The sequence below is a fragment of the Vibrio sp. 10N.222.49.C9 genome (assembly GCF_041474985.1).
GTDB lineage: Bacteria > Pseudomonadota > Gammaproteobacteria > Enterobacterales > Vibrionaceae > Vibrio > Vibrio crassostreae_C.
The window spans coordinates 1-474 of record NZ_JBFRVD010001098.1; the positions used below are offsets into that span (position 1 = coordinate 1).

The following is a 474-nucleotide window of genomic DNA, read 5'->3' on the forward strand; positions in this document are numbered from 1 at the left end:
TGTTTACCCTGTTCATTACCTTTGGATTGGGTGCCTTGGTTAAAGGTCCAGACGCTTGGGCAACGTGGTTAGACTTCATGAGCCACCCTATCGTTATTCTAATCAATATCTTAGCGTTGGCAGGCAGTCTGTTTCATGCTCATACCTTCTTTAATATGATGCCGCAGGTTATGCCAATGCGCTTCAAGGGTAAGGCGATAGACAAGAAAACTATCGTACTTGCTCAGTGGGCTGCTGTAGCCTTTATTTCTCTTGTTGTTCTCATCATTGTATAAGGAGTCGAATGTGATTAATCGAAACCCTAAACGTTCAGACGAAACCGTATGGTGGGGACTGTTTGGTGCCGGCGGCTCATGGTTTGCCATGATCACTCCAGTAACCGTATTTGTTCTGGGCATCTTAGTACCACTAGGCATTATTGATGCTGAAGCAATGAGTTATGAGCGAGTCTCTAGCTTTGTAACCTCGATTATT

2 protein-coding genes are annotated in these 474 nt (G+C 44.5%); both read left to right on the forward strand.

The features are described 5' to 3' along the window. A partial coding sequence (locus tag AB4585_RS27060; RefSeq protein ID WP_372171830.1) for a fumarate reductase subunit C occupies nucleotides 1–275 on the forward strand: 275 nt, incomplete at its 5' end. 10 nt (nucleotides 276–285) lie between these two features. Continuing rightward, the coding region (gene frdD, locus AB4585_RS27065; RefSeq protein WP_372171832.1) for a fumarate reductase subunit FrdD at nucleotides 286–474 on the forward strand (189 nt) is incomplete at its 3' end.